Source organism: Millisia brevis NBRC 105863, assembly GCF_001552615.1.
Classification (GTDB): domain Bacteria; phylum Actinomycetota; class Actinomycetes; order Mycobacteriales; family Mycobacteriaceae; genus Millisia; species Millisia brevis.
Genome location: NZ_BCRN01000008.1, coordinates 1 through 23,860 on the forward strand (window position 1 = coordinate 1; position 23,860 = coordinate 23,860).

The 23,860-nt window shown below is 68.9% G+C and carries 23 protein-coding genes and 1 tRNA gene; 10 read left to right on the top strand and 14 right to left on the bottom strand.

Annotated features, from left to right (window positions below; translation table 11 throughout):
• Positions 1–326: 326 nt before the first annotated feature.
• On the bottom strand, positions 327–773 hold the full coding sequence (locus tag MB1_RS12495) for a very short patch repair endonuclease (RefSeq protein ID WP_281190025.1): 447 nt from the start codon (positions 771–773) through the stop codon (positions 327–329).
• Between the two features lie 239 nt (positions 774–1,012).
• Between MB1_RS12495 and MB1_RS25635 the strand changes: the two genes are divergently transcribed.
• Together MB1_RS25635 and MB1_RS25640 are read left to right on the top strand one after the other, a co-directional pair.
• Entirely contained in the window at positions 1,013–2,389 is a 1,377-nt protein-coding gene (locus MB1_RS25635; RefSeq protein WP_169801650.1) for a phage exclusion protein Lit family protein, read from the top strand.
• Positions 2,386–2,724, top strand: a complete 339-nt coding sequence (locus MB1_RS25640) for a hypothetical protein (protein WP_157084048.1) — start codon at positions 2,386–2,388, stop codon at positions 2,722–2,724. The genes MB1_RS25635 and MB1_RS25640 overlap by 4 nt, the downstream gene beginning before the upstream one ends.
• 58 nt (positions 2,725–2,782) lie before the next feature.
• Here the strand turns inward: MB1_RS25640 and MB1_RS12500 are convergent, their stop codons facing one another.
• Together MB1_RS12500 and MB1_RS12505 are read right to left on the bottom strand one after the other, a co-directional pair.
• Positions 2,783–3,625 carry a hypothetical protein gene (locus tag MB1_RS12500; RefSeq protein WP_066907500.1) on the bottom strand — a complete coding sequence of 281 codons (843 nt, stop codon included), beginning with the start codon at positions 3,623–3,625 and terminating at the stop codon, positions 2,783–2,785.
• 70 nt (positions 3,626–3,695) lie between these two features.
• Entirely contained in the window at positions 3,696–4,841 is a 1,146-nt protein-coding gene (locus tag MB1_RS12505) for a DNA cytosine methyltransferase (RefSeq protein WP_066907502.1), read from the bottom strand.
• Between the two features lie 398 nt (positions 4,842–5,239).
• Here MB1_RS12505 and MB1_RS12510 point away from each other — a divergent pair, with 398 nt between their 5' ends.
• Complete coding sequence (locus tag MB1_RS12510) at positions 5,240–5,875, top strand: putative glycolipid-binding domain-containing protein (RefSeq protein WP_369406866.1); 636 nt, start codon at positions 5,240–5,242, stop codon at positions 5,873–5,875.
• 44 nt (positions 5,876–5,919) lie between these two features.
• Here the strand turns inward: MB1_RS12510 and MB1_RS12515 are convergent, their stop codons facing one another.
• The 4 genes from MB1_RS12515 to MB1_RS12530 all read right to left on the bottom strand — a co-directional run bounded on the left by MB1_RS12515 (position 5,920) and on the right by MB1_RS12530 (position 12,041).
• The gene (locus MB1_RS12515; protein WP_066907508.1) at positions 5,920–6,465 is read right to left on the bottom strand and encodes a YceI family protein; all 546 of its coding nucleotides are present in this window, start codon (positions 6,463–6,465) and stop codon (positions 5,920–5,922) included.
• A gap of 19 nt (positions 6,466–6,484) precedes the next feature.
• On the bottom strand, positions 6,485–8,227 hold the full coding sequence (locus MB1_RS12520; RefSeq protein WP_066907511.1) for an ABC transporter ATP-binding protein: 1,743 nt from the start codon (positions 8,225–8,227) through the stop codon (positions 6,485–6,487).
• A complete protein-coding gene (locus MB1_RS12525; RefSeq protein WP_066907514.1) occupies positions 8,224–10,986 on the bottom strand; it encodes an ATP-binding cassette domain-containing protein in 2,763 nt (920 codons plus the stop codon). The genes MB1_RS12520 and MB1_RS12525 overlap by 4 nt, the downstream gene beginning before the upstream one ends.
• Before the next feature lie 161 nt (positions 10,987–11,147).
• A complete protein-coding gene (locus MB1_RS12530; RefSeq protein ID WP_066907517.1) occupies positions 11,148–12,041 on the bottom strand; it encodes a prephenate dehydrogenase in 894 nt (297 codons plus the stop codon).
• A 151-nt stretch (positions 12,042–12,192) separates the two neighbouring features.
• Here MB1_RS12530 and MB1_RS12535 point away from each other — a divergent pair, with 151 nt between their 5' ends.
• The 3 genes from MB1_RS12535 to MB1_RS12545 all read left to right on the top strand — a co-directional run bounded on the left by MB1_RS12535 (position 12,193) and on the right by MB1_RS12545 (position 14,214).
• Complete coding sequence (locus tag MB1_RS12535; RefSeq protein WP_066907520.1) at positions 12,193–12,726, top strand: tRNA adenosine deaminase-associated protein; 534 nt, start codon at positions 12,193–12,195, stop codon at positions 12,724–12,726.
• Between the two features lie 8 nt (positions 12,727–12,734).
• Entirely contained in the window at positions 12,735–13,202 is a 468-nt protein-coding gene (locus tag MB1_RS12540; protein WP_066907523.1) for a nucleoside deaminase, read from the top strand.
• Positions 13,203–13,353: 151 nt separating this feature from the next.
• The gene (locus MB1_RS12545; RefSeq protein WP_245650165.1) at positions 13,354–14,214 is read left to right on the top strand and encodes a DNA/RNA non-specific endonuclease; all 861 of its coding nucleotides are present in this window, start codon (positions 13,354–13,356) and stop codon (positions 14,212–14,214) included.
• A 27-nt stretch (positions 14,215–14,241) separates the two neighbouring features.
• Here the strand turns inward: MB1_RS12545 and MB1_RS12550 are convergent, their stop codons facing one another.
• Complete coding sequence (locus tag MB1_RS12550; protein ID WP_066907526.1) at positions 14,242–14,988, bottom strand: TetR/AcrR family transcriptional regulator; 747 nt, start codon at positions 14,986–14,988, stop codon at positions 14,242–14,244.
• A 105-nt stretch (positions 14,989–15,093) separates the two neighbouring features.
• Here MB1_RS12550 and MB1_RS12555 point away from each other — a divergent pair, with 105 nt between their 5' ends.
• From MB1_RS12555 to MB1_RS12565, 3 genes are all read left to right on the top strand, one after another.
• Positions 15,094–16,158: an ABC transporter ATP-binding protein gene (locus MB1_RS12555; RefSeq protein WP_066907529.1), complete on the top strand. Its 1,065-nt coding sequence runs from the start codon at positions 15,094–15,096 to the stop codon at positions 16,156–16,158.
• On the top strand, positions 16,155–16,919 hold the full coding sequence (locus tag MB1_RS12560; protein ID WP_066907532.1) for an ABC transporter permease: 765 nt from the start codon (positions 16,155–16,157) through the stop codon (positions 16,917–16,919). The genes MB1_RS12555 and MB1_RS12560 overlap by 4 nt, the downstream gene beginning before the upstream one ends.
• Positions 16,920–16,974: 55 nt before the next feature.
• A tRNA-Ser gene (locus MB1_RS12565) sits at positions 16,975–17,065 on the top strand.
• 146 nt (positions 17,066–17,211) lie between these two features.
• Here MB1_RS12565 and MB1_RS12570 read toward each other — a convergent pair.
• From MB1_RS12570 to MB1_RS12585, 4 genes are all read right to left on the bottom strand, one after another.
• Entirely contained in the window at positions 17,212–18,192 is a 981-nt protein-coding gene (locus tag MB1_RS12570) for a vWA domain-containing protein (RefSeq protein ID WP_369406867.1), read from the bottom strand.
• Positions 18,193–18,198: 6 nt separating this feature from the next.
• The gene (locus MB1_RS12575) at positions 18,199–19,176 is read right to left on the bottom strand and encodes an AAA family ATPase (protein WP_439646942.1); all 978 of its coding nucleotides are present in this window, start codon (positions 19,174–19,176) and stop codon (positions 18,199–18,201) included.
• On the bottom strand, positions 19,173–20,027 hold the full coding sequence (locus MB1_RS12580; RefSeq protein ID WP_066907535.1) for a mycofactocin-coupled SDR family oxidoreductase: 855 nt from the start codon (positions 20,025–20,027) through the stop codon (positions 19,173–19,175). Before MB1_RS12580 ends, MB1_RS12575 begins: the two co-directional genes overlap by 4 nt.
• Before the next feature lie 63 nt (positions 20,028–20,090).
• Positions 20,091–20,918, bottom strand: coding sequence for a mycofactocin-coupled SDR family oxidoreductase (locus MB1_RS12585; protein ID WP_066907537.1), 828 nt, complete (start codon positions 20,916–20,918; stop codon positions 20,091–20,093).
• 118 nt (positions 20,919–21,036) lie between these two features.
• On the opposite strand from MB1_RS12585, the gene MB1_RS12590 reads away from it, so the two are divergent.
• Positions 21,037–21,666 carry an acyl-CoA-like ligand-binding transcription factor gene (locus MB1_RS12590; RefSeq protein ID WP_066907965.1) on the top strand — a complete coding sequence of 210 codons (630 nt, stop codon included), beginning with the start codon at positions 21,037–21,039 and terminating at the stop codon, positions 21,664–21,666.
• 92 nt (positions 21,667–21,758) lie between these two features.
• Here the strand turns inward: MB1_RS12590 and MB1_RS12595 are convergent, their stop codons facing one another.
• Together MB1_RS12595 and MB1_RS12600 are read right to left on the bottom strand one after the other, a co-directional pair.
• Positions 21,759–22,901, bottom strand: a complete 1,143-nt coding sequence (locus MB1_RS12595) for a SufD family Fe-S cluster assembly protein (RefSeq protein WP_066907540.1) — start codon at positions 22,899–22,901, stop codon at positions 21,759–21,761.
• Between the two features lie 63 nt (positions 22,902–22,964).
• Positions 22,965–23,747 carry an ABC transporter ATP-binding protein gene (locus tag MB1_RS12600; RefSeq protein ID WP_084351665.1) on the bottom strand — a complete coding sequence of 261 codons (783 nt, stop codon included), beginning with the start codon at positions 23,745–23,747 and terminating at the stop codon, positions 22,965–22,967.
• Positions 23,748–23,860 lie beyond the last annotated feature (113 nt).

Here is a 23,860-nt window from a genome sequence, read left to right on the forward strand (position 1 = left end):
GTCCCGGCGCCCGCGCACCTGGCACTGGCGCCCGGCCCCGCCCTGCCTGCGGCCCGCCCGGCCCCGCCCAGCGCGCGGCCCCGCGCCCCCGGGCCTCAGGCACTGCGGGAGTGACGATTTCTGCGCCTGGATCGAAGAAAGTGTCACTTCGGCGGGCCCGGAGGCGGCGGCCCCGCCCGACCCCGGCCGCAGGCGCTGGGAGAGTGACGGTTTCTGCGGTTCGATCGAAGAAGGTGTCACTTCCGCGGGTCCGGTGGCGAGGGCCGGGGGAGCGTGCGCGGGGGTCGGCGGTCCGAGGTCAGAGGTTGGGAGTCAGCGCGCCGGGGTCAGCGGTCCGGGGTCGGGGACGGGTTCCGGACCGATCGGACCGCCGCGACAACTTCGGCGGCCGCCTGGTCGGCGTCGGTGTGCTCCCAGATACGCACGACGGTCCAGCCCGCCTCACGCAGGACCCGATCGGTATCGCGGTCGCGCGCGACATTGCCGGCGAGCTTGTCCGCCCACCACTGCGCGTTGTTGCGCGGGAACGTCGCATGCTCGGGGCAGGAATGCCAGAAGCAGCCGTCCACGTAGACCGCGATGCGCAGCCGCGGAAAGACGACGTCCGCCTTGCGACGCAGCGTCCGCAGCGGTGCCCGGTCGACAAAATAGCGCAGACCCATGCGGTGCAACTGCCGACGCAGCGCCACCTCGGGCGCGGTATCGCGGGTGCGCTGCCGGGACATGCGCGCGCTGGTCGCCGCGTCCGTCGTCGGTCCCGAAGGTGTCGGCACGCCTGTCATTGTCGCCTGTGTTGCCGTTCCAGGCTAGTCTCGACAACGACCGGTGCGCTGGGCTGGAAATAGCGTGCCAGGATATAGCATCGCGGCGCAGGAATGAAACCCTAGTGATTGGCATGTGGGTGAGCGACGAATACTACGGTGACCCTCGTTGCGCGGCTGGGCGCCGGCGGAGCGTCCTACTGACGGGTAGACGGGCTGAAGTTGAACTATTGAAGTCGTCCGATCTGGGGTTGGAGGTTATTGCCTCGTTGAATAATGGGCGCTTTCAAGGAAAACGACTTCGTTCTACTTTCGGCGACTTTTCCGATCCCGATTCGATCATGCGGCTGATGGAGGAATCAATCAGGTCGATCTTTCATGAGATCGGAGATATTGCCGGTATTTCGGATGAGCAGCGTTCGGGTATCGTGACTGTCGGGTTCAGCTACAGGGACACTGCCACGGCTGTCACGGAAATTATGCCGGACGGCAGCTATTTGATCAGGATGTCTGATGGCATATTTTCGCTGGTCGGGTATCTTTGCGATCTAAATTTAGTCTGGTCGAGATCGTTGAGCCGCTCCAGGCTGGTTTCTTCTGTAAAAATGGCGAGAGAGGTTCTCCGGTTCCAGTCAGACCACAGCTTCACGCCCATCGTGAAGGCGGGTGGAAGCGCTCTGCGGTACCGACTGCTCAATCAGCGGTATTTCGGAATTTCGCCTCAAATCGGAACGCGCCTCGGATTTCGCGCGACTATCAACCATGGAAATCTGAGGATTCTAGGAACCATCTTCATATTGGCGCACGAAGTCGGGCATGCGGTTCTTGAGCATTCGCTGAACACTTTCAACGCTTCCGGTGATGCTGAACGGATGGGCCTTCATGAGCAGGAGTTTGAAGCGGACTTGTTCGCATTCGATGTCCTCGCTCGTATGGTTGAGGGTCGCGGTGAGGAGAGAGGGATAGCTCTGCTCGGCTCGGTTATGGGATTGTTGGCGGTTGCTTTATCCTCTGCCCCGCTCTTCGTTAGGCCGCCTGAAACGCATCCGGCAGTCGATTCCCGCATTAAGAGACTGTTCGATCATGCGGCGATTCGGGATTCCTCCGGGGTTACAGCTATGTTATGGGGTGTTGTTAACATGGCTGGGCAGGCGGCGGCCACAGAGTCGTCGATGCCGGAATCGAATTGGCGAAGCTTGGAGGAATCGAAGGCATTCAAGACTTCTGCGAAGCAGCCAGGATATATACGGATGATAGAAGGCCTTGACCGTGCTATTTCTCTCTCCTGTCTGGACGTTGGACGCAAGATAGAAGGCTTGTGTACGGACTATCCTGCATCAGTAGCCGAAGATATCGAACGAATCGAAATTGAAACGCTGATGGACGCCTTGAATAGTCTGAATAAGGGTGCGGTTTCTGATGCCCTACTGACTCTGGGGTTGCAGGATAGCAGACTGACGGATGCTAACTACCCATTGTCGTACTTTACCCTCACGAAGCTCATATCGGCTACCCCAACGTTCAACCGCATAGATGAACTAAAGGATTCGACGCATGAGATTACTGATGTGATCTCCGGGCTCGTTGCAGGTGTGGTAGGGCAAGCATTGAAAGGTAAGGTTCTGTGAGCGATATCGTCTCCGTGTCCGATTTGGAGCCTCTCGCGATGGATGGTCTGTTCTCCATGTTGGGCGGAGAACTCCTTGGCGAAGGGTTAGGGATCGGCGGCGAGGACTCCGAAGAGAAAGCCCGCTTTGGTAAGGAGTGGTTCGAGGGCAGATTTGAATCGTTCCGCCAACAAATATGTTCGTCAGGAGTGGCTCGACATTTGTCAGGTGACTTCCCGGACGACGTGGCAGCTGTTTTGGGTGCACTTGGCGCCTTTGCTGCAGAGGAAAAGGCGTTGGCATTGATAGTGGCCGCGATTGCAGTCCGGAGAGGCGTCTCGGCCATGTGTGACTGAACGCCCCGCCCTTGGTGCGAGTTCTATCGGCTCAGGACGCGTATTCGAGTTATTGGGCTCAGTCCTCGTCGTCGTCGGTGTCCGACCAGGTGGGGGCGAAGCGGTTGCGGCGCACCACCTCCTCGTGCACGGCGGTGAGGAACTCGGGGAAGGCGAGGGTGGCCGCCTCGGTCGGGCGGCCGTTGCGCGGCGGAGCGTTCTCGACGTCGAAGAAGCGCACCGCGCCCATATCGGGGCCGTCCGGTTCGTAGAGGCCGATGAAGACGCGCTCGAACAGATCGTGCCGGTTGTCCTCGGCACCGATGTCCACCCACGCCTTGTCGGGCAGCCCGTGTACCGGTCGCTTCCCGCGCCCGGCGCGCTTGGCCAGCGTGGTCACCTGGTGGGCGAACGACGACTTGCCGACGTCGCTGCTCTGCCGGGGATCGCCGTCCTCGCAGGCGGCGTACGGGGTGAACAGCACCCCGACCAGGACGCTGTACGGCTGCCGCTGGTGCAGCACCATCGACTCGCCGCGCAGTTCATGGTCGTTGCGCACGATGTTCTTCGTCCAGCGACCGAGCTTGCCGCTCGACGGGCTGTAGTCCTGGAAGCTGTACGTCTTGATCGATACGCACAGCACCAGGCCCAGGATCGGGTCGATCGCCTTGACGTCGAGCCGCTTGCGCCCCTTGGCGACGTCGACGGCCGCCTCCTGCCCGCGGCCGACCGCATCGGGGGTGATCGTCGGGTACCGCCCGCGCAGCCCGTCGGCGATCGTGCGGGCCAGCTGGTTCGACAGCCGCTGCGCGTAGTTCTTCTTGTCCGACCGGTCGGCCTCGGCGGAGGGGCGTACCCCGGCCGCGCGCAGGGCCGCCGACAGGTGTCGGGGCTGGGGGAGGGGGAAGAGGCCGTCGTTCATCGCCCGACCATCCTCGCCCGAACGATGCCTCCGGGCCCGCAACCGGGACGAACCGTCCGGTGGTGTCGCCTCATGCGACGCGTTCGACCGCGCCGCCCATCCGCACCAGATGCGCCTCGACCGCGTCGAGGAAGCCCGGCTGGAAACGCAACGATCCGCTGCGCGCCCGACGCAGGAAGCCGGCGGTGGCCCGCGGCGACAGCAGGCTCGCCTCCTCGAGGAAGCCGGCGACGTCCTGGTACGGCTCGGTGACCGGCCACGCGCTCGCCGTCACCCGATGGACCGTGCCGCCGCGCCCCCACGCGGCCGTGGGCCACGCCTGCCCCGGCAACAACGGCACGTCGTTCGTCTCGTCGTAGGGGATCGGGTCGGCGAGGCGCTCGCCGACCCACGACGCCATCCGCACGCTGACCGCGTTGCCCACCAGCTTCCACCGATGCCCGGGTCGAACCCCGGCGAGTTCGACCGCCGGGGCGGTCCAGCCTGGTGCGAACCCTTGAAGCCGTTCGGCGTCGGTAATGCCGGGGGTGAGCACCTCCCCGGACGGCGTCAGCACCGCCGGTGGGCTGGCGATACCGATGGTGGAACCACCCTTGAGGGTCGGCACGGCGTTGACCGCCCAGCCGAGCCCGCGCACCCCCTCGGTCCAGTAGAAACCGCACGGCACCGTCGCGGGATCGGCCGTCTCCGGGGTATCGGCCTCGGTACCGAAGAGCACCTCGCGCGGGTCCTCGGTGCGGGAGGCGAGCATCAGCACACGGCGGCGGCGCTGCGGCAGCCCGAAGGCGCGCGCGTCGACCACCCGATAGGCCCAGGAGTAGCCGAGCTGGGTCAGCGCATCGGTGATGTGCCGCATCGCGGCGCCGCGGCCGAGTTGCAGCATGAACGGCACGTTCTCGATGACCAGCCAGCGTGGCCCGCGACGGCGGGTGATCAACCGGAAGACCTCGTCGACCAGGCCGGAGCGCTCGCCGGTGATCCCGGCCGTCCTACCGGCCTGAGAGAGGTCCTGGCAGGGGAAGCCGGCGGCGACCAGTTCGGTGCCGGCGGGCAGGGCGCGCAGGGTGCGCACGTCATCGTGTTGCTGCAGATCCGGGAAATGCGCGCCCAGGACGGCGCGGGCGCCCGGATCGACCTCGCACAGCAGTTCGGCCCGCCAGCCGTGTGCGGCCAGCCCCGCCTCGAGGCCGCCGATGCCCGCGAAGAGCCCGACCATGCGACCACCGGACACCGGACCGACCTCCTCAGACACTCGAACGCAACCACCCGAACGCAGCTACCCGAACCCGACCGCTCCCGCGCAGCCGCCCAACGCGACCATCCGATGATCGGGCGGCCCGGCGACCACCCGTTGTGGCCGAAACAGGACGTTACTGGTTCCCACCGACAGCGCCGGCCCGGACACGAGCCGCCACCGCCTGCGGCCGCCGGAGGCCGGCATGTGATCGATAAGCGGTATCCGCGGTTCCTATGATTTCCGGCACCATTGTTCGCTGGCTTTTTTGTGCGCATCGGGCCGGTCGGGCGGGGTCCGCACCTGCGTATCGGACGGTTCCGGCAGAGCAATACCGTCGGATTCGATCGGAACGCGACATTGTCCTTTACCGTTAACTGGTGACTTCAGCAGCATCGGAGACAGCGGCCGCCCCCGGAACGACGGGCGAGGGATCTGCGGGCGATGCGGGATGGCCCAGGATTCTCACCTGGATCGGCCCGGATGGTTCGCGCATGGAATCCGCCCGCGTTCAGCTCACCGGGAATCGGTTGAAGGTGACCGGCCGGCTCATCGTGCGGGCGACGGACAGCAAGGAGGCCTTCGGTGCCTCCTACGATCTGGTCACCGATGATGCCGGGGTATCCAAGCGGTTGTCGATCAATCTGACCACCGCCTCCCACGGTGACCGGCAACTGTCGCTGAGCCTCGACTCCCAGGGGTACTGGCTGATCGGCGGCGGCGAGGAGCCCGAGCGTTCGCAGCTCGGCGGTGCGCTCGACGTCGACATGATCTCCAGCCCGCTGTTCAACACGCTGGCGATCCGCCGGGCGGGCGTGCTGGAGACCACCGAGACGATCGTGCTGCCGGTGGCCTACGTGTGGCCGCTGTCCGGGCGCGTCGAGTCGGTCGAGATCAGCTACCGCAACGTCGGAGACGGCACCGTCGAGGTCAGCTCGCCGGTGGGGACGAACCTGGTCACCGTCGATTCGGATGGCTTCATCATCGACTACCCGGGGTTGGCCACCCGCCGCTGAATCCGGGCGCTGCCGCCGCGCTCACTCGGCCGGCGGTGGCGCGCTCAGTCGGTTCCGGTGACCGTCGCCGAGAGGGTGACGGTCACCGCGTCGGCCACCTTCATCGCGCCCATCATCATCGAGAAGGGTTTGATCCCGAACGCGGTCTGCTCGATGATCGCCTCGCCGTCGATCTGCCAGGCGCCGTCGATTCGGGTGACGGTTACCGCGAGTTCGATCGGCCGGGTCGAGCCGTGGATGGTGACCGTCCCCGCTAGGCGGTAGCCGTCGTCGTCGGGGGTCACCGAATCGGCGTGGAATTCGACGGTCGGGAACGTCGACCCGTTGAGGGTCTTGAGCGCATTGCCACGGGCGACGGCCTTCTCGGCGCCGGTCAGCGGGGTGACGCCGCCCTCACCGGATTCGACCTGTAGCGAGTCGACATCCACCGTCAGCCGCACCGCGGCGGGACGGTCGTCCACCCAGTCGACCGTCGCCGACCAGGACTGCGGAGCAAGGGTGAGGCGATGGCCCATCCGAGCGGCACGACCGGCCACTCCGGTGCGGAGGGTCAACGTGCCGTCTTCGGGTCCCAGCGACCAGGTCTCCATGCCTCAACGCTAGGGCATGTCAGTCGGCGGTGGCGATCGGTCCGATCCGCCAGCCGGCGGCGTCGACCCGCTGCCGCCAGAACTCGGCGAACTCGCCGCCCGCGTCCAACAACTGCGCCACCGAACCGTCCTCGACGATCCCGCCGTCGCGCAGGAACAGCACCCGATCGACCCCGCGGATCGTCTCGAGCCGATGGGCGACCACCACGGTGGTGCGGGCGACGCGGTCGTCGTCGAGAGCGGCGACCACCGCGGCCTCGTTCTCGGTGTCCAGGGCGCTGGTCGCCTCGTCGATCAGCAGGATCGGCGCCGGCTTGAGCAGGGCACGCGCGATCGACACCCGCTGCCGTTCACCACCCGAGAGCGCCGACCCCGCCTCGCCGACCTGCGCATCGAGGCCGTCCGGCAGCCGCGAGACGATCTCGTCGACGCGGGCCCGGCCCAGCGCCTCGTCGAACCGCTGCGGGTCGGCCGACGGATCGCCGACAGCGACGTTCTCGCGGATGGTGCCCGCGAAGAGATACGGGTGCTGGAAGACCATGCTCACCGCCGGATGTGCGGCCGCGTCGGTCGACTGCCCGTCGATCAGCACGGTCCCGTTGCCGGGGCGGGTCAGCCCGGCGATCAGCCCGAGCACCGTCGACTTGCCGGCGCCGGAGGGCCCGACGATCGCGGTGGTCGATCCGGGGGCAAAGGTCACCGACAGTCCATCGAGGACCGGGGCGTCGTCGCCGTAGCCGAAGGTGACATCCCGCAGTTCGACCGCCGGCGCCGCGCCTCCCGTGATCGGGGTGTCCGAGGGGTTGGCCTCGGACGCATCCGACGCGTCGAGCACCGCCTGGAACCCGGCGAGGGTGCCGGCGGTGGCCTGCACGCCCGGCGCGAGATCGCCGAGCGCGGCAAACGGTTCGAGATAACGGACGATCACGACGATCAACGCGATCGCCTCCGGGATGGTCAACGACCCGCGCACCGTGAGCACGACGGTGGTCACCGCCAGCGCGATCAACGCGATCTGGGTGACGACGCTGAACAGGATCTGCCCCGGGATCTGCAGCAGCAACAGCCGCATCGTGCGGCCGTGCTGGGCGTCCAGGGCGGCCCCGGCGTGGCTGCGCTCCGGCTCCACCCGCCGCGCCGCCCGCAGCGCCTGCTGGGTGCGGGCGAACTCGATCACCCGCTCGGTCAACGCCGCATTCGCCTCCGACGCGGCGGCATCGGCGTTCGCGGTCAGCCGTCCGGACGCCCACAGCGCGCCGAGCAGCAGCGGCACTCCGGCCAGCGCGACCAGACCGAGCGGCCACGACACCGCCAGCAGGGCCAGACCGATTGCCACCGGCACCAAGACCGCCTGAATCAACGGGGTCAACAGGTAGGCGAACAACTGCACCAACTGCGGGCCGCTGGCGGCGATCGTCTGCCGGGCCTTCGCGGTATTCGGGGCGGTGAACCACCCCATCGGCACCCGGCCGAGACGGTCGGCCACCGCATGCTGCGCGGTATCGAGCAGGGTGAAGCCCAGATCGAAGCCGATCGTCGCGGTCCGCGCGTCGACCACCCACCCGAGCAGCGTGCAGGCCGTCAACACCCCCAACCAGGGCAGCGCGTCGCCGGGCGCATCGGTGAACAGCGCCCCGATCAAGGGGACCAGCGCAACGACACCGGCGGCGCGCAGCACCACCGACAGCACCGACAGGACGCCGTAGGTCACCGCTCGACCGCGGCTGCCGGCGGGCAACAGATTCCACACCGTGCGGATCATCGGGAGACCTCCTCGGCGGTCGAGCCGACCACCTGTTCGACGGGGATCGCCTCCCACAGTTGGCGATAGCGGCCATCGGCGGCCAGCAGGCTCTCGTGCGTTCCCGACTCCGCGATGCGCCCCTCGTCGAGCACGACGATGCGATCGGCACCGGTGATCGTGTGCAGCCGGTGGGCGATCACCAGGACCGTGCGGCCCTCCGCGAGGCTGCTCAGCGCCCGCTGCACCTGGTACTCGGACTCCGGGTCGGCGAAGGCGGTCGCTTCGTCGAGGATCAGGATCGGGGTATCGGCCAGGATCGCGCGGGCGATCGTCAACCGTTGGCGCTCGCCGCCGGACAGGGTCGAGGCCCCGTCGAGCGGGGTGTCGTAGCCGTGCGGCATCCGCAGGATCCGATCGTGGATCTGTGCGGCGCGGGCGGCTCGTTCGACATCGGCGTCCGTCGCCTCCGGCGCGGCGAGCGCGATGTTCTCGCGCACGGTCCCGGCGACCAACCGGGCGTCCTGGAAGACGAAACCGACGCGGGCATACAGCTCGTCGGCGGTCAGCTCGCGGATATCGCGGCCGTCGATGTGGATCGTCCCGGCGCCGGGGTCGTGGAAGCGCGCCGGCAGGCTTGCCAGCGTCGACTTGCCGGACCCGGACGGCCCGACCAGCGCGGTCACGGTGCCCGGCTCCAGAGTCAGTGAGATATCGGTCAACACCGGTACATCGGGGCGGTATCCGAAGGTGACGTTGTCGAACACCACCCGTCCGGTGCCGCCGGAGGTGGTCGCAGTATCGGCGGGACGGGTCTCGAGCTCGGCCTCGTCGAGGGCGACCTGCAAGGTGCGCGCGGCGGTGGTGCCCTCGCGGACCCCGCCGAGCCCGTAGGCGATGCCGAGCAGCCGGGCACCGAAGGTGGTGCCGAGCAACAGGAACGGCAGCAGGTCCACCGGGTCGAGTCCGCCGCCGATGATCCGCAGCGTGCCGACACCGACCAGCAGCCACAGGAAGGTCGCCGGCCGGGTGGCGATGTCCATCACCGTCTTGTGGGTGACGAAGGGGCGCTGCCAGTCGTCCAGGAAGGCGATGTAGGCGTCGAGCCGGCGACGGAAGGACGACGCGGCGGCGCCTCCGAAGACCCGCACGACCGGTTGACCCTCGAGGTAGCCGGCGGCCTCGCCGTTCATCCGGGTCGCCCAGCGCTGCGCGAGCTGGATCTTCGCGCCCGAGCGGATGACCATCGTGTAGGTGGTCAGCACGTAGACCAGCACCGGAACCAGCAGCAGCAGAGCCAGTTTCCAGTCCACGGTGAATAGATAGATCAGCACCAACAGCGGGGTCAGCACCGCGGCCACCGCGTCGGTCACCGCATGGGTCACCAGGTAGTGCAGCGACAGGGTGTCGTCCTGAACGAGCTGTTTGACGCCGCCGGAACCGCGGGTGGTGAACCAGCCGAGCGGCAGCCGGGCCATCTTGTCGAGCAACCTGCGGCGCAGATCCCGTCCGAAGCGGGCGTCGACGGCGTGCAGCCACAACAACAGTGCCGATTCGAGCACGGCTGCAGCGCCGAGCAGGCCGACCGCCCACAGTCCGAGCGGCCACAGCTGCGCCGCCTCGGCGCCGGCGAGCAGACGCCGTGCCAACTCGACCAGTACCACGAACGGGGCCAACTGCAGGATGGTGACGATCGCCTGCAGGACGCCGGCGACGATCAGCGTCGGGCGCAGCGGGGAGAGCAGTCGAGCTCCGGCCTGGGATCGCCAGCGTCCGGCCGGTCGCGCGCTTGCGGCCGCCGGTACAGAGCCGGTCGGTACGGGGTCGATCGTTGCGGGGCCGGCCGGTGTGGCGGCTGATTCGGAGTCCGGGACCGGCGATATCGACGGGAGCGACGGCGGGGTGCCCGCCGCGGGCGTATCGACCGGCGACGGGGTCTCGGTGGGGGCGGCGTCGACAGCGGATGGGAGGCCGGCGGGGGACGAGGCGTCGGCGATGGGTGTCGCCTGCGGCTCGTCGGCCGTCGGCTCGGCATCGCCGCGCCGCTTGCCCATCGCCTTGCCGTGGATCCAATAGGCCTGTTGGTGAACCTCGGTCTTGGGGAAGCCGAAGTCCTTCAGCCGCGCCCGCACCGACTTCAGCGATGCCGACTCCGGCGTCGCCCAGGCGTACCAGTCGGACCAGTCGCGCGCCTCGATCGCCGCCGCCAGGGACCCCGCATCCTGTCGCGGGACCCGGTGCAGCCGCAGCCGCGGGTGGTGCTGGATCGGAATCAGCGGGTCGTCCTGATGGTGCTGTTCGAGGTAGACCTCGACCGGCACGGTCTCCGGCAGCACGGAGAGCACCCCGTTGATCGCCGGGGTGGACGCCGAGTCGCCGATCAACAGGTAGCCGGCCGGCAACTCCTCCGGCACCTCGAACGGCCGCGACCCGAGCGCCATCACCGGCACCGTCCACCCGACTTCGGTGCGCACCGCCCACGACGAGGCCGGGCCCGCCGGCTCGTGCAGGACGAAGTCCACCGCGAAGCTCCCGCCCGACTCGTCGTGCTCGACGAGGGTGTAGGCCCGCTGGTGTTCGGTATCGGAGCCGTCGGGGTCCGGGAACCAGAAGCGCAGCCACGCGGTCGGGCCGGGCGACAGATCCTCGAAGATGTCGGCACAGGCGAACCGCACCCGTTGGAAGTGCGGGGCGATCCGTTCGATGTCGGTCACCGTCGCCAGGTGGTCACGCGCGCCGAAGGTGCGCAGCACCGCGCCCTGGAAGCCTCTGCGGGCCATTGATGTCCCCTTTCCAGCCGGGCAGGTCGGCTGGGAGATCCGCCGGGACGCGCGACGTGGTCAGCGCGCGAGCAAATCGATGATTGAACGTAAGGCTAACCTTACCCACGGTCCGATCGCCTCGGCACGCCCGGCGTGGGGAACGGCGCCGGGCGGGGAGGTTACGACGCGGTCGGCGCCGGAGGCGCATCGCCCGCGCGCACCCGGGCGATCCGCTGATGGGCGGCGTAACCGGCCTCGACCAGGGCCTCGGTCGAGCCGTCCTCGACCAACGCCAGACGCGCCGCGGACAGCAGGTCCACCGCCTCGTCCAGGGCGGTCACCAACGCGGTCGCGTTCGCCTCGCACATCGCCCGCACCAGCGCGGGCGCGGTGCCCGCGACCCGGGTGCCATCGCGGAACGAGCCCGCCGCCAGCCGCGCGGCCAGGTCGTCCTGCGCGCCGACGATCGCCAGCGCCTCGGCGAGCAGGTGTGGCAGATGCGAGATGCGGGCGACCGCCGCGTCGTGCTCGACCGACCCCGCCGCGATCACCGTCGCGCCGCATTCGCCGGCGAGTTGTTCGACCAGGGCCCGCACCCGCGGGTCGGCGCCGGGATCGTCCGCGACCACCCAGACCGCTCCGTCGAAGAGGTCGGCGTCGCCCGCGTCCCACCCGGAATGCGCCGTACCGGCCATCGGGTGGCCACCGACAAAACGATCGGACAGCCCCTGCCGGGCCGCGGCGGCCGCGACCGGTCCCTTGACGCTGACGACATCGGTGACCGGACAACTCGGCGCGACCTTCGCGATCCGCGCGAAGATCTCCTCGACCGCGGGCATCGGCACCGCGACGACGATCAGAGCGCCCTCGGTCTCGGCGCGGGTCAGGATCGCGTCCAGGTCCGATCGCACGTCGTACCCCCGCTCGCGAGCCCGGTGCACGGCGGCCTGCGAACGATTCCAGCCGTACCCGGCATGGCCGTTGCGGCGCACCGCCCGCAGCAACGATCCACCGATCAGGCCCAGCCCGAGAATGCAGACCGGCGGGAGGGGGGTGGTGTCGATGCGGCTCATCGCCTGAGGGTCGCATATGCCCGTCGGACGCGTTTGCATACCGCCGCATCGCCACCGAGCGATGGGTCCAACCGGCGCCCGCGGGGCCTGCTGTCGCCGCGAGGGTGGCCTGGACTTCTACCGTGCGCACGGGGCCGACTACCGTTGCGTCATGGCTCAACAGCGAGGGACGTCACGCAGCGCCGAGCGCGATGACGACCTGGAAGGGTTCGGCATCGCGGTCGTTCGCGAAGACGGCAAATGGAAGTGCACGGCGATGAGTGCGACGGCGCTGTCGAGTCTGGCCGCGGCCGAGACCGAACTGCGGGAACTGCGCAGCGCGGGTGCCGTGTTCGGGCTGCTCGACGTCGACGACGAGTTCTTCGTGATCGTGCGCCCCGCCCCCGCCGGTACCCGCCTGCTGCTGTCGGACGCCACCGCGGCCCTCGACTACGACATCGCCGCCGAGGTCCTCGACGCGCTCAATATCGAGGTCCCCGATATCGACCCGGACGACCTCGACGACATCGATCCGTGGGAGGAGGGCGACGCCGGGATCCTGTCGGATCTGGGCCTGCCCGAGCCGGTGCTCAGCGTGATCGTCGCCGACACCGACCTCTACCCGGATGAGCAGCTCGGTTCGATCGCCCAGCGCTGTGGGTTCGCCGATCAGCTCGCCGCGGTGCTCGATCGGCTGCCGCGCTGACGGTAGGCATGACCGGAGCGGGCGACCCCGAGCGGCTGATGCGTCGGGCGCTCGAGGTCGCCGCCGCGTCGCCGCCGGACGAGGTGCCGGTGGGCGCGATCGTCGTCGATGCCGACGGCCGTGAACTCGCTGCCGCCACCAACCTGCGCGAGGCGTCGGGCGACCCGACCGCCCATGCGGAGGTGCTCGCCCTGCGGGCCGCCGCGCGGGTCCACGGCGACGGTTGGCGGCTGGGCGGCACCACCCTCGTCGTCACCTTGGAACCGTGCACGATGTGCGCCGGCGCGCTGGTCGCCGCCCGGGTCGAACGGGTGATCTTCGGGGCCTGGGAGCCCAAGACCGGTGCGGTCGGCTCGCTCTGGGACGTCGTGCGCGACCGGCGGCTGACCTACCGCCCCCAAGTGCAGGCCGGGGTTCTCGAACCGGAATGCGCCCGACTGTTGGTCGACTTCTTCGAGTCCCGCCGCCACGGCTGAGCGGGCAGGTATCCGGCTCGGCGCCATCCGGGTACCCCGGTGACCGCGCCGCTCCGCCCGCGCACCATGGGATCAGCGGCTCGCAGCGGACGACGTACCGGCCCGATCCCCCTCGGGCTTCCGCGAGCCGTTCACCGGAGAGGACGTTGCCGTGACCATCCCCCCGAGCTCCGAGACCTCGCCGACCCGCGAAGCGATCGACACAGCGGCCGAATCGCTCGGCTACGCACCGACATTCCTCGGCGTCACCGTGGATCTGCCGACGATGTCCCCCACCCTGCAGCCGGACATCGCAATGACCACCGAGGGGCTGTCGGTGGCGGACTACACCCACTTCTCGCTGGCGCTGCGCGCGTCCCGCCGGCTGGCGGCCTGGGTCGCCTGGAATATCGACGGCGCAACCTTGCGGGACGCGCCGCGCGAGGGCCTCGAGTTCCGCCTCGACCCGCGCTTCGCCGCGTCCGCGCAGGTCGGCAACGAGCTCTATCGGAACAACCGCCTCGACCGCGGGCACATCGCCCGCCGGGCGGACCTGCTGTGGGGATCGGCCGCCGATGTCGACGCGGCCAACCGGGATTCGTTCTACTACACCAACATCGCGCCGCAGATGGACACCTTCAACCAGAGCGCCCAAGCGGGCCTGTGGGGTCGGCTCGAGGACGCCGTCCTGAGCGATGTGGAGGTCGACGACCTCGCCGTCAGCGTCTTCGGTGGGCCCGTCTTCGACGCCGACGATCGGGTCTACCGGGATGTGCAGATCCCGGTGGACTTCTGGAAGGTGATCACCTACGTCGTCGACGGCACCCTGCGGGCGCGGGCGTTCCTGCTGACCCAGAACCTCGACGGACTCGAAGCGTTCGACCTCGACGCGTTCCGACTCTTCCAGGTTCCGATCGCGCAGCTCGAAGACCGCACGGGCGTGCGGTTCGCGCCGGTGGTCGGCGAGGCCGATCTCACCGAGTGGCCCGAAGCGAGCCGACGCGTGGAGTCGACCGCCGACATCCGGTGGTGACTCGGCCGAGTCGACACTCGAGCGCGGTCAGCCCACGTCCTGTTCGATGCCGCGAATCAGCAGTTCGATACCCCGGTTCAGGGTGCGTCGCGGATCCTCGGAGGCGTTGTACTCCATCGACGCCGCGGTACCGATCCGACCGGACAGGGGATAGCTGCGGCGCGCGACGGCCGACGCCAACAGCGGCCCCACGGTCTCCCACCACAACGGATCGTCCTGCCCGCTGAGCTCCCGCACCCGGTCCAGGCCGATCTGCCGGGCGGCCGCCGAACCGGCCAGTCCCAGCACCGTCGTCAGGGTCAGATCGACGTCGACATCGGACAGCCCGATATCGGCGAGCGGGGCCAGTTCGAGTTCGTACTTGTCGCAGATGCCGGGCCCCGGCACCGGTCGGCCCGGCGGGATATCGGTCAGCCAGGGGTGCGCGAGGGTGTTGTCCCAATTGCCGACGGCGATATGGCGGATGCCGTCCTGCCAGGTCGGCTGCTCGCCGGGGACGGTGCGGTCGGCATAGGTATCGGCCGCGGTCCGATCGACCATCAACTCGAGCAACTCGGGCTTGCCCGGTACGTGGGTGTAGAGCGACATCGCCCCGGTACCGAGGTGTTCGGCGACCGCCCGGATCGTCACCGCGTCGATGCCCTCCGCGTCGGCCAGCGCGATCGCCGCGTCGACGATGCGCGGCACGCTCAGCCCGCTGCGACCGGGGCGTTCGGGCGGTTGCCAGAGCAGCCCGACCAGTCGTCCGGGGTCGCCCACCTTCGCTTTGGCCATAACCGCATCTTTCCGCCCGGCGTCGTGGCGCCGACATCCTGGTTGCACTCCTCGATCGTACGACGTACGGTACATCGTACGGTTCGAGACGGATGAGGAGGCTGGATGTCGGCGATCGACATGCGGGGAGTCGTCAAGCGGTACCGAGGGGCCGACCGCGCGGCCCTGGACGGGCTGGATCTGGAGGTCGCCGAGGGGACGGTATGCGCGCTCCTCGGACGAAACGGTGCGGGCAAGACCACCGCCATTCGCATCCTGAGCACCCTGCTGCGCTTCGACGCGGGAACGGCGGCGGTGGCCGGGTTCGACGTGCGGACGGCGGCGGCCGATGTGCGCCGGTCGATCGGCCTGATCGGCCAGCACGCCGCGCTCGACGAGAAGCTGAGCGGGCGAACCAACCTGCGCATGATCGCCCGGCTCGCCGGCCTCGACCGGGCCGCCGCCAAGCGGCGCAGCGACGAGTTGCTCGACAGGTTCGATCTGGTGGACGCGGCCGACCGGATCGTCGGCACCTACTCGGGCGGGATGCGGCGGCGGCTCGACCTGGCGGCCGGCCTGGTCACCTCGCCGCCGGTGCTGATGGTCGACGAGCCGACCACCGGGCTCGACCCCGAGGCGCGGATCATCGTCTGGGAGGCGATCGCCCGGCTGGTCGCCGAGGGGGCCACGATCCTGCTGACCACGCAGTATCTGGAGGAAGCCGACCGACTGGCGGACCGGATCGTCATGCTGCGCGACGGGGTGGCGGTCGCCGACGGCACCCCCGACCAGCTCAAGGCCCGGGTGGGGTCCGGTTGGGTCGATCTGACCTTCGCCGGGGAAGCCGCGCGCGACCGGGCGGCGCACCTGCTCGACGCGCGTTGGTCGACCGTGGCGCCGGGCGGTTCGGTGCTGCGGGTCGTCGTTCCCGCCCCGGCCGAGATCGCCACCGTCTGTGCCTTTCTCGCCGACCACGGGCTGCCACCGGACGACCTGTCGGTCGGCCAACCGACCCTCGACGACGTCTTCCTGCACCTGCACGCCGGATCCTCCTCGGCGGGCACGGGCACGGGTTCGGGCACGGGTTCGGGCTCGGTGCCCGGCTCGGCGGGTTCGGGCTCGACGGGGTCGGCCGGGGCGGGTTCGGCGGGGGCGCTCGGTGTGGCCGGCTCGATCGGGGGCGACCGATGAGCACCGCCGCCGTGCTGGCCGGCCGCACCTTCGGGCACTGGCGCGCCCAACCGTTCGCGCTGGCGATCGAACTGCTCTTCCCGGTGCTGATCATGCTGATGATGGCCGGCATGTTCGGCGGGGCGATCGCCGGATCCGCCGGCGACTACATCCCCTTCGTGGTCCCCGGGGTGCTGGCCCTGTCGATGCTCTTCGGGCTCGAATCGACCATGACCGCGGTCAACGGTGATCTGCGCGAAGGGATCACCGACCGCTTCCGATCCCTCCCGATCAGCGCCGGATCGGTCCTCTTCGGCCGGGTGCTCGCCGACCTGGCCGGCTCGGTCGCCGTGCTGATCACGATGTCGATCACCGGCTTCCTGCTCGGCTGGCGATGGGAGGCGCTCGCACCGGCGCTGGTCGCGTACCTGCTGCTGCTCTGGCTGCGCCTGGCGTTGCTGTGGGTGGGGATCTACCTCGGCCTGGCCGCGTCCGGAGCCGAGACGGTCACCGCGATCCAGATCCTGGTGTGGCCGGTCGGGTTCCTGTCGACCGCCTTCCTCGACCCGGCGACCATGCCGCCGTGGTTGGGTGCGATCGCCCAGTGGAACCCGCTGTCGTCGACCGCGACCGCCGTGCGGGATCTGTTCGGAAACCCGACGGTGGCCGGCGGTACCTGGGCGGTCGACAACGCCGACCTGCTCGCGGTCCTCTGGCCCGCCGCCCTGCTGCTCGTGTTCGTACCGTTGGCGGTCCGCCGCTACCGCACCCTCGACCGCTGACCTGCGCAAATAGGGCGATTTCGTCCACGGGGCGCCGGGTTGTATGGTGGAACACGGTGGCGTGTCCGAGCGGCCTAAGGAGCACGCCTCGAAAGCGTGTGTGGGGTAACCCCCCACCGAGGGTTCAAATCCCTCCGCCACCGCCACAACCGCCCCTCACCCGATCCGGGTGAGGGGCGGTTTTTTTTGGGGTGGCGTGTGCAACCATTCGCGTCACAGGTCCGCCGCGACGATTATCTCCTCGGCCTCGCGTTGAGGAAGACCGTTGCACAGCCTCCCGGCCCGGCAGCTGCTACTCGGCGAAGATGCGACGCAGAGCGGGGGCGACGTCCCGGAAGGTCCGCACCGGCCGGCACCGACCGCGGCCGAGGAGGGCGAGGTCGCCGCCCAGATTGAGGTCGTGCTCACCGGACACATCGAGCAGCACGTCCAGGCGGGGCAGGGCGGCGAGCAGGGTGCGCGGATCGGGCCCGGCATTGTGCACGCAGTCGCTGAGCAGCAGAATCCGCGCCCGGCCGGGCGAGGCGCGGCCGATCAGGTCGCCGCACGTCCGCAGGGCGAACGCCACGTTGGTCAATCCCTCGGTCGGCATCGCGAGCAGGTCGTCGATCAACCGCTCCGGCTCGAGCTTCTCGCCCGGCCGCAGGATGATCGCCGCGTCCGACCAGAACGCCACGACCCCGACGGCGTCCCGGCTGAGTTCACCGGCGAGGGCGCCAACGGTCGCGGCCGCGGTCAACACCTTTTCGCCGCGGCTGGACCCCGAGACATCCACGGCCAGCACCACGGTGCGCCGCGTCCGGACCCGCCGGCGCACCAGGATGTCCTCGTCGGCCGGCAGCGGCGTGGCGGCGAGCACCTCGAGGGTGGCGTCCAGATCGATCTCGTCCGAGTCGCCGCTCCACCGCCGGGTCACCAGGGTGCCGGACGGGCCACGCGGAGCCCGACGGCGCAGTCGAGGTGGAGCCAACAGCAGCGTGCGGGCGATCCGGTGTGCGCGGGCGCGGGCCGCCGTCTGCACCGCACGCGCGGCGTCGGCGGCCTGCACCTCGGCCGACTCGTCCGTGATCCCCGGCCCCGCGCCACCCGCCCCGGGCGGCGCGGCGCCCCGCCGCGAACGATCACTACCGGCGAGGACCAGTCCGCCCCGACCACCGGGCACGAAGAGATCCGGGCTCTCGGTCAGCTGCTTCGGCTTCCGACGCAGGGGTGCCAACCGCTGTCGACCCGTCCGCTGCTCGGACGGTCGGGTGATCGGCGAATCGGCCGCCACCGATCTTCAACCGGGCTCCGCGGCGGCGGGGTTCAGCAGGAAGTGGTCCTGCCAGATCTCGGTCAGCACCGCCTCGGCGTTGCCGGCGGCGAGATCGTCGAGATGGATGCGGCCGGACAGGGCGATCGTCATCGCATCCAGGAAGGTCGCGGTATAGGCCTGCGGCAGATCCCTCGGCGGCTGCTGCGCGTCGCCTCCCGGAATGGGAATCTCGCGCATCGCGCAGAGCTGCCCGACGATCAGGGCCAGGTCGATCGCCCCGCGAACGCTGCTGCCCTGCCGGATGTCCTCCCGAACGCGGGTGGCGCGGGTGACGGCCACCGCATCGATCACCACCCGCGGGGCGGCTCCCGGCGCCCGGCGGGCGACGATCCGTTGTTCGGCGTCGACCTGCTGATAGTCGACCACCAGCCGACACATCCGGTCGTAGACCGACGTCGACAGCCGGGTGGTGCCGACGTTGTCGTAGGGATTCATCGACGCGACCACGCGGAAACTCGGGACCGCGGTCACCACGCCGACGCGGGGGATCGTGATCACTCGCTCGGCCATCGCGGTCAGCAGGACGTCGATCGTGTCCTCGGGCGCCCGGTTGAACTCCTCGACGTACAGGAATCCGCCGTCGCGCATCGCCTGGACCAGGGGACCCGCGACGAAGTTGTCCGCGCTGTAGTCCTCGCGCAGGACCCGGGAGGGGTTGTGGTGGCCGACCAGACGGCTCGGCGTGAGGTCGGCGTTCCCCTCGACCAGCACCAAAGGGATGCCCCAGTGGCCGGTGATCGCCCGCAGCAGGGTGCTCTTCGAGGTGCCGGGCGGCCCCTCGAGGATCAGATCGCGCCCCGCGGCGATCGCGGCGAGCACCAGATCCAGTTCGCGTTCCCGACCCACCACATCGGTACTGATCCGCCGCCGCACCGCGGCGAGATCGGTCCCGCCGCCGGCGCCGGTGCCCGTCGGCACCGACGCCGTTCGCTGATCGGTCACTTCACCGGCGCCGGGTTCACCCCGGTCAGCAACAGGTGTCCGGCGTCCACCGGAATGGTCACCCCGGTCACCGAGGCGGCCAGTGCCGAATTCAGGTAGAGAGCGGTATTGGCGATCACCTCGGGCGGCATGAAGGAATTCCCCTTCAGCGCGTGAAAGCCGTAGCCGCCATTGATCATGTCGTCGTAGGTGCCGCCCTCGTGCCCGGCGAACATGTCGTACGCGCCCTGCTGATTGGTCATCGGGGTGAGGATCGCGCCCGGATTGATCGAATTACATCGGACGCCGTAGGGCGCCAACTCCAGGGCGATGTTCTTCATCAGGCCGATCACCGCGTGCTTGGTGGCGACGTAGTGGGCGTAGTTGGCGCCGGGCTCCAAACCGTTGACGGACGAGGTGATCACGATCGAACCGCTCTGCTGCTCGATCATGTGCGGCGTCACCGCCTTTGCCGATCGCCAGACCCCGGTGAGGTTGACGTCGAGCATGTCCTGCCACATGCCGTCGGTCATCTCCCAGAACGGTGCCCGCGTCCAGATGCCGGCGTTGGCGATCAGGACGTCGATCGTGCCGAACTCGGCGATACCGGCGCGGACCACCTCGTCGAGTTGGTCCTGATCGCGTACGTCGGCGTCGAAGGACAGCGCGCGGCGGTCGAGCGCTTCGACCTGAGCGACCGTTTCGGCCATGTCGTCGGCGGTGGCGAGGGGGTAGTCCACCGAATCGAGGGTGGTGGTGATGTCGAGCAGGATGACGTCGGCACCTTCACGCGCGGAGGTGACCGCGTGTGCGCGGCCCTGGCCGCGGGCTCCGCCGGTGATCAGAACGGTCTTGCCGTCGAGTAGACCCATGATTGTGCTCCAAGAAGTGAAAAGGGTTGTCGTGCAGAGGTGATGAGCCGATTCCGGCTCGATTCAGAGGCGTCCGCCGGCGTCGACGATATGCGTCGTTCCGGTGACGTAGCGGCCGTCGTCGGAGACGAGGTAGAGCACCGCGTTCGAGATGTCCTCCGGCTGCGTCATCGAGATCGGCAGCCGATTGAGGGTGCGCGCCGCCTCCTCGAAGTCCGCACGGGTCGGGCTGTCGAGGTCGGGGCGGAAGAGTCGATAGGTGGAGTCGTTGAGGATCATCTCGGTGGCGACCGTCGTCGGGTGCACGGTATTGACCCGAATGCTCTGTGGTGCAAGCTCGATCGTCAGGACCTGCATCATGCCGACCAGGCCCGCCTTCGCGGCGGAGTAGTGCGCGATATTGGCGTTGGCGTGCATCGCGGCCAGCGAACTGGTGATCACCACCGATCCGCCTCGGCCGCCGGCGACGATATGCGGCGCGGCGGCCCGAATCGTCTTCCAGACCCCGGTCAGGTTGATGTCGATCATCGTCTGCCAGGTGGTCTCGTCCATCTCCAGCGCGGGAGACATCGAGTTGATGCCCGCATTGGCCAGGACGATGTCGATGCGCCCGAGTTGTGACGCACCGTCGTCGGCGATCCGGGTCAGCGCGGCCAGATCCCGAACGTCGGCCTCCGCAGCGATGATTCGGCGATCGAGGGCCTCGACGGCGCGCACCGTCTCGTCCATATCGCCCGGGCGTGCGGTCGGGTAGGGGACGGTGTCGATCTGTTCGCTGACATCGACGGCGATGATGTCCGCGCCCTCGCGGGCGAGGGTGATGGCGTGACTGCGGCCCTGACCGCGGGCCGCGCCGGTGATGAAGGCGACTTTGCCTTCCAACTTGCCCATGGTGCGTATCTCCTTGCCGATCCTGTGATCCAGATCTCAGGGCGAGGATATGTCACTCAGTGACATAACGCCAGGGCTTCGTGGTCGACCCCGTCGGGACGGGAGCATGATGGACGCCATGGCCGAGCCATCCGAGTCCGCGCAGCAGGTCGATGCCGACGTGGTCGCGATCGATCGCGGCGGCCGCCCGGCGACCACCAGTGCGCACGAACTGGCCGCGCATGCCCAACGGCTCTTTGTCGCCAACGGATTCGACAACACCTCGGTCGAGGACATCGCTGCCGCCGCGGGCGTCAGCCGACGGACGTTCTTCCGGTACTTCCCCACCAAGGCCGATGTGGTGTGGGTGGAGTCCGACGCCGAGTTCGAGGTCTTCCGGGAACTGCTCGAGCGATCGGAGCGAGGGATCCCACCCGCCGAGACGGTGACCGCGGCGTTCATCGCGGCACTCGATCACGGCCGCGATCAGGACGAGTGGGCGCGCCATCGAGCGGAGTTGATCATGTCGGTGCCGGCGGTCCAGGCGCGCGCCAACCTCGTCTACCGGCAGTGGCGAGCGGAGATGCGGAGATTCGTGGCCGATCGACTGGGGATGGCGCAGGACGACCGATACCCGGTGGCGGTGGCCCACGCTGTCACCGCGGCGTCGGTTGCCGCCCATGAGCATTGGCTTTCGCGGTCGGACCTGACGATGCGCGACTGTCTGCGGGGCATGTTCGACCTGATGGTCCCGCCGTACACCCCCTGAACGAGCACAGGACGTGTGGAAGAGATGAGCCGAGGAGCCATTCTCCTCGGTGTCGCTCTCCCGCACGTCCTGTGCAACGCCGCGTGTGGGGACTACATCTTCTCGGCGCCGCGGGCGGCCTCGATCAGGCGCTCGACGGTCTCGCGGACCGACGCGGGGATGCGGTCGTCACCGAAGTTGAGGAAGCCCTGCACGATCAGGTCGCGCGCGGAGTCCTCGTCCATCCCGGTCGCCATCAGGTAGTCGAGCCGCTCGTTGTCGACCATGCCCACCGATGCCTCGTGCGAGAGCTGGGCGCGGTCGACCTTCGCGTCGAGGGCCGGCACCGACTCGAGCCGCCCGGTATCGCGCAGCATCAGGCCGTCACACTCCAGGAAGCCGCGCACCCCGGGGGCCGAGCCGACCAGCACGCTGTCGTTGCGGATGACGCCGCCGTCGGACACCATGCGGGCGACCTGCTCGGTGCGCGCGCCCTCGGCCACCAGGTCGACCACCGACCGGATGATCCGCTCGGTGCCCTCCGGCGCGAGCACGATCGAGTGATCGATACACGAGGCGTTCGCCCCGACCTCGACCAACGAGTCGTCCACCTGCTTGCGCAGCCCGGACACCGCCACGGAGACGGTGTTCAACGAGGCCCCGGCGGCAACGCGGGTGCGATTGTAGGTGTGCACCTTCATATTGCGTCCCCACCGGTCGACGCTGATCGACCGCACCTGTGCGCCCTCGCCGACGTAGGTCTCGGACACCGAGACGTGGTGTCCGCGAGTCAATCCCGGCGCGACCGCCGAGCCGCTGACGGTATCGATGATCGACCCGGCGCCGTAGACGGTGATGTCGTGCACGAACTGACGCTCCTGCGGAACGGTCATCACGGTGAAGGACTGCGCCGGCAACTCGACGTGCGCGCCGTCCTTGACCCAGGTGAAGGTGCCCAGCGGGGTGCGGGTGGACTCGAACGCCCGGCGCAGGGTCTCGTCCTGCTCCGGGTCGATCAACCCGAACACCAGGTCCTGCACCCAGGGGTAGGTGACCAGCGCGTCGGCCAGCGGCATGACGACGAGATCGTCATCGGTGGTCGAGATCTGCTGGAAGCCCTGGTCGACGAGAATGCTGGTCGCCGAACGGGTTTCGTGGCTCTCCCAGCCGACGGCGGCGAGCAGGTCCGCGGTGGCGGCGCCGTTGCCGAGAGTGTCGGCCTGGCCCATGCCGGGACGGTGGGTGATGGTGGTCATGACGAATGTCCTTTCGAGTCCTGTTAGGGCCCTTCGGGGGCTCCGATGCGGCCGACGCGAACGTCAGGCCGCGCGGTAGCCGTTGCGGCGGATCGAGTCGAGCATCTCGCGCGGGTCACCCGACGCGACGATCCGACCGTCGACCAGCAGGTGGGCGATATCGGCCTGCAGCGAGTCCAGGATGAACCCGGTATGGGTGATCACCAGGGCGCCGCGGGGCTGCCCGGAACGATCCGGCTCGGAGAGCAGCCGGTTGACCGCATCGCCGACGACGCCGACGTGCTGCAGGTCGACACCGGACTCCGGCTCGTCGAGCAGGCATAGCGACGGGCCCTGCAGGGCCAGCTTCAGCACCTCCCAGCGCTTGGCCTCACCGCCGGAGAAGCCGGCGTTGACGTCGCGCTCGAGCAGATGCGTCAGCCCGAGATCGCTTGCTGCCGAGGAGAGTGCGGCCTTCGCGCGGATCGCGTGGGCGAACCGTTCGACGCTGACCCCCTTGAGGTGCGGCGGCCGCTGGAAGGCCATCCCCACCCCGGCACGGGCCCGTTCGTCGACGGTCATCTCGGCGATATCCCGGCCCGCCAGGCGGGCGGTGCCGGAGACGATGCGGAACGGGTGGATGCCCATGACGCCGCCGAGCAGGGTCGACTTTCCGGAACCGTTCGGGCCCAAAAGGATATGGCATTCGCCGGGGCGAATGGTCAGGGAGATGTCGCGGCAGATCAACGTGTCGCCGGCGGCGATATCCACGCCCGACAATTCGAGCAACGGTGCCGATGCGTCCACCTCCCCGGAAGGAAGGGGGGCCGTTGTGGTGGTCCCTGCTGCCGGGTTTTCTGCCGACATGACAACTCCTTTCGGGGAAGATGCTCCGTTGCATCTCCACTCATTTCCACTCTATTCCTGTCCGCCTGGCGTGACCGGCACTCGAGATCAATCCCACCCCGCCCCCGGGTGGA